The organism is Methylocystis suflitae (assembly GCF_024448135.1).
GTDB lineage: Bacteria > Pseudomonadota > Alphaproteobacteria > Rhizobiales > Beijerinckiaceae > Methylocystis > Methylocystis suflitae.
On the sequence record NZ_JAMRYX010000112.1, the window covers coordinates 1 to 6418 of the forward strand.

The following is a 6418-nucleotide window of genomic DNA, read 5'->3' on the forward strand; positions in this document are numbered from 1 at the left end:
CTTGCCCTTCGCAGGCTTCTTCGCCGTCTCGGGCGCCGCCTCGGTCTCCTCGTCGGACTTGTCCGTCTTGGCGGACGCAAGGATCGAAAAGTCGTCGCAGTTGAGGTCGACGGTATAGACCTTCTCGCCGTCTTTCTCGAAGCTACCCTGCTTCAGCGTGCCGCGCGCAACCACGAGATCGCCGGGTTTTGCGTAATCGCGAACATATTTGCGCGCGCTGTCGCTCCAGATCGTGATTTCGTTCCAGTAGGGCTTGTCCTTCGTCTCGCCGTTGCGGTCTTTGAAGGCGTAGTTGGCGCAGATCGAAACGCGCGTCGTCTGCCCGACTTCACGAACCTTGCCGATGCGGCCGAGGATCTGGAATTCCGCGAACGTCTTCATCTTTCTCTCCATCGTTGGGGCGTCCGCCCCGGTTGCGATGGCAGTCCGTGATGGCCGCGAAGGCGACGCCCGAACCGAAGCGCCGGAACGACGCGAGGCCGAAGCAAAGCGGAGGACCCGAAGGCCGGGGCGATTTTGGCTCGCGAGGAATTGGCGCGTAAGCGCCAAGGGGAAAATCGTCGCGGACGCAGGGTTTTGGGCGGCGACTGCTGCCATAGGACGAAACGCCATGCAACCGGAGGCGGGCGCGGTAATAGCGAGCGATGGAATATGACGCGGCGAATTCAAATCATCGACGCGGCGGGCCTTGTGAAGCCCGGTAAGTCGCTCTTTCGATTTCGCAGGAGCCAGCTATTCCAGGATCATCTGGCGAACCGAGAAGAGGCTCTTGGAGCAATATCCGATCTGACAAGGCATGACGCAACGAGTCGGCGCATGAAGCAGGCGTATAACGATGGAGCGGCCGCGATGATGCACGGATGAGACAGAATTGGCGAGGCAAGCGATCTCACCGACGAGACGCTACCGGTTTCCACTTGACGACGCCATGACGAGCCGCGGCGTGAACGGAACAAGGCGCCCAAACCGAAAGACGCTGAAACCGCGAGAAACGACGAACGGCGCCGCCCGGCGCGCCCAAAGCGGACAAACGAGAGCACAAGGTCGGATCGAAGCGAGACAGACCACCCATCGCCACGGCTGCGACGTCCGCCTCACAGGTCGCGACTGATGCGAGATCACCTCCAGGGCTCTTGATGAGCAAGGCTGTTGCCAAACCTGCAAGACGCGATGCGCCGGCGTTGTCGAAGAAAGCCATGGCGAGGGGGCGCACGGCGGGCGCCGCTTGGGCCAGGCGCCGAGGGATAAGGGAACCAGCTCGAAAAATATCGCCGCGAGGTAGTCGCCAACGCCAAAGGGGCGTGCTCGAAGTCGGGGTCGGCTCTGGGCTGAACTTCCCGCTGTATCGCGAGCAAGTAGAGTTCGTCGTCGGGATCGATCCATCTCCGCGCCTGCTCGCCATGGCGCGTCGGCGCGCGATCGCGGCGAGCGTGCGCGCTTACCTCGTCCTGGCGTCCGCAGTCGCCATCCCTCTCGCGGACACCACGATAGATACGGTCGTTATGACATGGACGCATTGTTCGATCGCGAACCTTGACTGGGTTACGCGAGATGCGACGGGTTCTCAAGCCGAGTGGAAAGCTCGTCTTTATCGAACACGGCCTTTCGCCCGAAGCCGACGTCGAGCGCTGGCAGCGCCGCCTCACCCTCATGTGGCGCCATATTGGGGGCGGTTGCCATCTGGACCGGAAGATGGATGATCTCGTGCGTTCGGCCGGTTTCGACCTCACAGAGCTTCGAACGGAGTATGCACAGGGACCGCGACCGTTCACATACATGTACGAAGGATGCGCGCGACCCTTGTCATGATGCCGCGCCGTTGCTGTTGGACGGCTTTTTCAGCCCTGCCTGGCGTCGCTGCCTAAAAGGGGATTGCGCGCTCTTTCAACCGAATTGGCGACGCGTATCGAAGAGAGCGTCGATGACTGCGCATTCGGGCGCTCTTTCTCCGCTGCATTGCGCGGCCATTTCTTCCATCGCTCGTTTGAGCCACTTCAAATCTTCGATCTTACGCTGAATCTCCGTCAGGTGATTCAAGGTCAGCTCTCGAACTTGCGCGCAGGTGTAAGCATGTCCATCCACGAGGCGAAGCAGGCCGCGAATTTCGTCGAGGCTGAAACCGAGTCGCCGGCTGCGCCGCACGAAGCTCAAGCGCTTGAGATGGTCGGCGCCGTAAACGCGGTATCGGTTTGCGCTGCGATCAGGCGCCGGCATGACGCCGATCTTCTCGTAATAGCGGATCGTCTCGATGTTGACGTCGCTCCGTTTCGACAGTTCGCCAATCGAGAGCCCATCCTTTTGCTTCATGTCGGGCCTCCTCGCGCTCGCGAAAAATCCTCTTGACCCTGTAGCAGCTACAGGCCTTAGGGTCTGATTACTCTGGCCGGACGGCGCTGGCAAGCAACACGATAGGAGGGTTGCGACGATGTGTGACGGCGAAGGTCTTGGTCTCATCCAGATGGCGATGACGCCGATGGGGCTTGCAACGACGGCGGCGGTCGCCACCCTGCTTTTCCTTTTCGTGCGCTGGGTTCGCGCTGAGTGAGGCCGATGGGGGCCGCATCCGAAGGCTCTTCGAAGGAAACAAGGAAATCCTCCATGTCCGAACAGACAATGTCCAACCAGATCGCGTCCGACCGATTGGAGCCCGACCAAGCGGCGGCGGACCAAGCGGTCGGCCGCAAGGCGCTGGCCGCCGGCGGCGTCGCCGCGATCCTCGCGTCGGCCTGCTGCCTTGGTCCGTTGGTGCTGGTGAGCCTCGGTTTCAGCGGTGCCTGGCTCGGCAATTTCAAGGCGTTCGAGCCGTTCCGTCCGCTGTTTCTCAGCGCCGCGTTCGTTGCGCTGTTCTTCGCCTGGCGTCGCATCTATCGCCCAGTCGTGGCGTGCAAATCGGGAGAGGCCTGCGCCGCGCCGCAGGTGAGGTCAGCCTACAAAGTGATCTTCTGGGGAGTGGCGGCGCTGATCGGAGGGTCGACCGTGTTTCCGTACGTGCTCCCGCTGTTCTACTGAAAGAGGACCCCCAATCATGAAAAAACTCGCCGCGATGATCGCTTTGTCCGCCGTTTTCAGCGCGCCGGCCTTTGCCGCAACGAAGACGGTCACCTTGTCGGTGTCTAACATGACCTGCGCCGCCTGCCCGATCACGGTCAAGAAGGCGTTGAGCAAGGTCGATGGCGTGCAAGCAGCCGAAGTGAGTTACGAGAAAAAGGAAGCCGTCGTAACCTACGACGACGCGAAAACAAACGTCGAAGCGCTCACCAAGGCGACCGAAGGGGCCGGTTATCCGTCCGACGTCAAGAAGTGACACATGGACAACCGGACGTTGCTCAAGACCGGCATCGTCGGCACGGTGGTCGCCGCAGTGTGCTGCACAACGCCGATTCTCGTGATCCTGCTTAGCGCCTTGGGTCTGTCCACCTGGGCTGGGTGGCTGGATTACATGCTGTTGCCGGCGCTCTTCGTTTTTGTTGGCGTCACGATCTATGCGCTGCGCCGCCGGCGCGCGGAAGCAGCCGGCTGCGATGTTGGCGCGGGCCAGAACCAGAAGAGGTGAGATGAGCCCCGCCGAGAAGGCGTTGCTCGCCGCTCCCGTCGGCCGTGAGAAGAAGGCGTTTACGCCAAAAGAACGAAACAAAGACCTGCGTTGATGCGCTTTTCGAAACGCCAAAGGGAGCGTCATCCCTCCGAGATGAGGAAATCAGCCATGGACCAACGGACCTCGTTCAGGACAACGGTCGCCGGCTCGTTGGCGATCGCGGCGAGCTACGCCGCGCCGATTCTGGCTAGCTTGCGTAACGCCGTCGGACAGCGGCGCGCTCCCGCGCGGGATGCCGCGTGCTGCGCGGGCCACGCCGCGCGCGAGCCAACGGAGCCAATGCAGGAAGGGGATGCTGTGGTCTTGCAGATCACCGGCATGACTTGCGGCAGCTGCGCGAGTCATGTCGAAAAGGCGTTGCTCGGCGCTCCGGGAGTCCGTGAGGCGAACGTCTCTTACGCTGAAGGGACGGCTCGAGTCAGCGGCGACGGGGCGCTCGACCCGGTCGCGGTTTCCGCCGCCGTGCAAGCCGCAGGCTATGGAGCTGTGCTTGAAAAAAGCACCCGCGTCGCGAGCCCTCAAGAGAGACGACCCGGTAAAATACTCGATCGAGAAGCCAAGCATGAGCGCCGGGGAGCGCCTTTGCGGGTGGCGGTCATCGGCAGCGGCGGAGCGGCCATGGCGGCGGCGTTGCGCGCCGCCGAAGACGGCGCAATGGTCACGCTCATCGAGCGTGGAATGATCGGCGGCACCTGCGTAAATGTCGGCTGCGTGCCCTCCAAGATCATGATCCGCGCCGCGCATATCGCGCATCTGCGCCGTCACAGCCCGTTCGATGAGGGCATCGGGTCGAGCGAGCCAACGGTTGACCGTGGAAAGCTCCTCGCCCAACAACAGGCGCGCGTCGATGAGTTACGCCACGCCAAATACGAGGGCATTCTCGAAGGCAATGCCGCCATTACCGTGCTGCGTGGCGAGGCCAAGTTCGAAGACGGCTGCACCCTGATCGTCCGCCTGAACGAAGGCGGAGAGAGAGAGATCGAATTCGACCGCTGCCTCATCGCCACGGGGGCGAGTCCGGCGGTTCCGCCCATCCCAGGATTGAAAGACACGCCCTATTGGACATCCACCGAGGCGTTGGCGAGCGACACGATCCCTGCGCGCCTCGCGGTGATCGGTTCGTCGGTGGTGGCCGTCGAACTGGCGCAAGCTTTTGCGAGGCTTGGGAGCAAGGTGACGATTTTCGCGCGCAGCACGCTTTTCTTCCGCGAAGACCCGGCGATCGGCGAGGCTGTCACGGCCGCTTTCCGGGCGGAGGGCGTCGAAGTGCTGGAGCACACGCAGGTGAGCAACGTGGCGTTCGCGGACAGCGAATTCGTGCTCACGACTGATGACGGCGAATTGCGCGCCGACAAGCTGCTGATCGCCACGGGCCGTGCGCCCAACACGCGCAGCTTGGCGCTGGAAACTGCGGGCGTCGCCGTCAGCCCACAGGGCGCAATCATTGTCGACGCGCACATGCGCACCAACGCGCCGCACATTTACGCTGCCGGCGACTGCACCAATCAACCGCAGTTCGTTTATGTGGCGGCGGCGGCCGGGACTCGCGCCGCCATCAACATGACCGGCGGCGACGCCGCCCTCAATCTGACCGCGATGCCGGCCGTTGTGTTCACGGACCCGCAGGTCGCCACCGTGGGCTACAGCGAAGCGGAAGCGCACCACGAGGGCATCGAAACCGACAGTCGCACGCTGACGCTCGACAACGTGCCGCGCGCGCTCGCCAATTTCGACACGCGCGGCTTCATAAAGCTTGTCACGGAAGCCGGCTCGGGACGGCTGATTGGCGCGCAAGCCGTGGCGCCGGAGGCGGGCGAACTGATCCAAACAGCGGCGCTCGCCATCCGAGCGCGAATGACCGCGCAGGAACTGGCCGATCAGTTGTTTCCCTACCTGACGATGGTCGAGGGGCTGAAGCTTGCCGCGCAGACGTTCAGCAAGGACGTGAAGCAACTGTCCTGCTGCGCGGGGTAAGCGATGAAAAAACGCGTGGCGCCCTGTTGCAATGACAATCCCGCCGGCTGGCGTCCGCTGACCGCCAAGCAGCGCCTGGCAAGGCTGATTGTCGGGATCGCTCTAACGTTGGTGGCGCTGGCGCTTCCATGGTCGCCTGCTGGATGGATCATGCTGACTGTCATCGCAGGCTGGCTGGGCGCGACCCATATCCTCGCCGCAGCAATGGCCTATCCCGGCTGTCCGGAACTCGGGGCGGCGCCGAGCCTTCTGCTTGGCCGCTGGGTGAGGATCGGCTGCACCCCATGGCGATGGCTTGATGCGAAGTTGGGCCTGATCGCGCAATGAGCGCCGCACGCGCAGGCGACCGTTCCGGCATGTTCAGCGGTCACTGTGCTCGAGATGACGAGCCGCACGAAAACTGAGGACGCTGTGAAAAAATCTTCGGTTCATTTCGTGGTCGCTGAGTCGTGCTGCCGGCGACGTGAAAATGGCGCTTGACTTTGGAGCGCGCTCCAAGGGCTAGCGTGATGACGCACAGTAGCGGACCGCCGCCTGCCGGCGGGTTCTTCCGCTCTCTTCCTCTAACCCATGGATTACGCCATGAACGCCAAACGCAAAGTAGAAGTCTTCAGCGCGGGCTGCCCGGCATGCCGGACAGCGATCGATCTCGTCAATCGCCTAGCCTGCCCCTCCTGCGACGTGTTGATTCTCGATATGAACGACATCAGCGCCGCCGAACGCGCTCGAGCCCTGGGCGTTCGTTCGGTACCCGCAGTCGCTGTCGACGGCCGGCTGCTCTCCTGCTGCGCCGGCGCGGGAATTGACGAGCAGGCGCTTCGCGCCGCTGGCGTCGGCCAAGCCTGACTT

General features: G+C 62.9%; 9 protein-coding genes. 7 read left to right on the forward strand and 2 right to left on the reverse strand.

Features of this window, described 5'->3' with window-relative positions; genetic code table 11:
- The coding region (locus NEI07_RS09530; protein WP_256034234.1) for a single-stranded DNA-binding protein at window positions 1-381 on the reverse strand (381 nt) is incomplete at its 3' end.
- 815 nt (window positions 382-1196) lie between these two features.
- On the opposite strand from NEI07_RS09530, the gene NEI07_RS19730 reads away from it, so the two are divergent.
- Entirely contained in the window at window positions 1197-1700 is a 504-nt protein-coding gene (locus NEI07_RS19730; RefSeq protein WP_407659878.1) for a methyltransferase domain-containing protein, read from the forward strand.
- Window positions 1701-1884: 184 nt separating this feature from the next.
- On the opposite strand, the gene NEI07_RS09535 is transcribed toward NEI07_RS19730, so the two are convergent.
- Window positions 1885-2307 (reverse strand): MerR family transcriptional regulator, encoded by a 423-nt coding sequence (locus NEI07_RS09535; protein ID WP_256034235.1) that lies wholly within the window; start codon window positions 2305-2307, stop codon window positions 1885-1887.
- A 291-nt stretch (window positions 2308-2598) separates the two neighbouring features.
- On the opposite strand from NEI07_RS09535, the gene merT reads away from it, so the two are divergent.
- From merT to NEI07_RS09565, 6 genes are all read left to right on the forward strand, one after another.
- Entirely contained in the window at window positions 2599-3009 is a 411-nt protein-coding gene (gene merT, locus NEI07_RS09540) for a mercuric ion transporter MerT (protein ID WP_305123682.1), read from the forward strand.
- A gap of 16 nt (window positions 3010-3025) precedes the next feature.
- Window positions 3026-3304, forward strand: coding sequence for a mercury resistance system periplasmic binding protein MerP (gene merP, locus NEI07_RS09545; protein WP_175095297.1), 279 nt, complete (start codon window positions 3026-3028; stop codon window positions 3302-3304).
- A gap of 3 nt (window positions 3305-3307) precedes the next feature.
- Window positions 3308-3553, forward strand: coding sequence for a mercury resistance system transport protein MerF (gene merF, locus NEI07_RS09550; RefSeq protein WP_256034236.1), 246 nt, complete (start codon window positions 3308-3310; stop codon window positions 3551-3553).
- Between the two features lie 321 nt (window positions 3554-3874).
- Window positions 3875-5569, forward strand: coding sequence for a mercury(II) reductase (merA, locus tag NEI07_RS09555; protein ID WP_256034237.1), 1695 nt, complete (start codon window positions 3875-3877; stop codon window positions 5567-5569).
- Window positions 5570-5572: 3 nt separating this feature from the next.
- Window positions 5573-5896, forward strand: coding sequence for a hypothetical protein (locus NEI07_RS09560; RefSeq protein ID WP_256034238.1), 324 nt, complete (start codon window positions 5573-5575; stop codon window positions 5894-5896).
- A gap of 255 nt (window positions 5897-6151) precedes the next feature.
- The gene (locus NEI07_RS09565) at window positions 6152-6415 is read left to right on the forward strand and encodes a glutaredoxin family protein (RefSeq protein ID WP_256034239.1); all 264 of its coding nucleotides are present in this window, start codon (window positions 6152-6154) and stop codon (window positions 6413-6415) included.
- Window positions 6416-6418: the final 3 nt, after the last annotated feature.

Bases quoted from the DNA above. Each gene is read 5' to 3' on its own strand.
- NEI07_RS19730 (WP_407659878.1), top strand. From the start codon at position 1,197: ATGGCGAGGGGGCGCACGGCGGGCGCCGCTTGGGCCAGGCGCCGAGGG.
- NEI07_RS09535 (WP_256034235.1), bottom strand. From the start codon at position 2,307: ATGAAGCAAAAGGATGGGCTCTCGATTGGCGAACTGTCGAAACGGAGC.
- merT (WP_305123682.1), top strand. From the start codon at position 2,599: ATGTCCGAACAGACAATGTCCAACCAGATCGCGTCCGACCGATTGGAG.
- merP (WP_175095297.1), top strand. From the start codon at position 3,026: ATGAAAAAACTCGCCGCGATGATCGCTTTGTCCGCCGTTTTCAGCGCG.
- merF (WP_256034236.1), top strand. From the start codon at position 3,308: ATGGACAACCGGACGTTGCTCAAGACCGGCATCGTCGGCACGGTGGTC.
- merA (WP_256034237.1), top strand. From the start codon at position 3,875: ATGCAGGAAGGGGATGCTGTGGTCTTGCAGATCACCGGCATGACTTGC.
- NEI07_RS09560 (WP_256034238.1), top strand. From the start codon at position 5,573: ATGAAAAAACGCGTGGCGCCCTGTTGCAATGACAATCCCGCCGGCTGG.
- NEI07_RS09565 (WP_256034239.1), top strand. From the start codon at position 6,152: ATGAACGCCAAACGCAAAGTAGAAGTCTTCAGCGCGGGCTGCCCGGCA.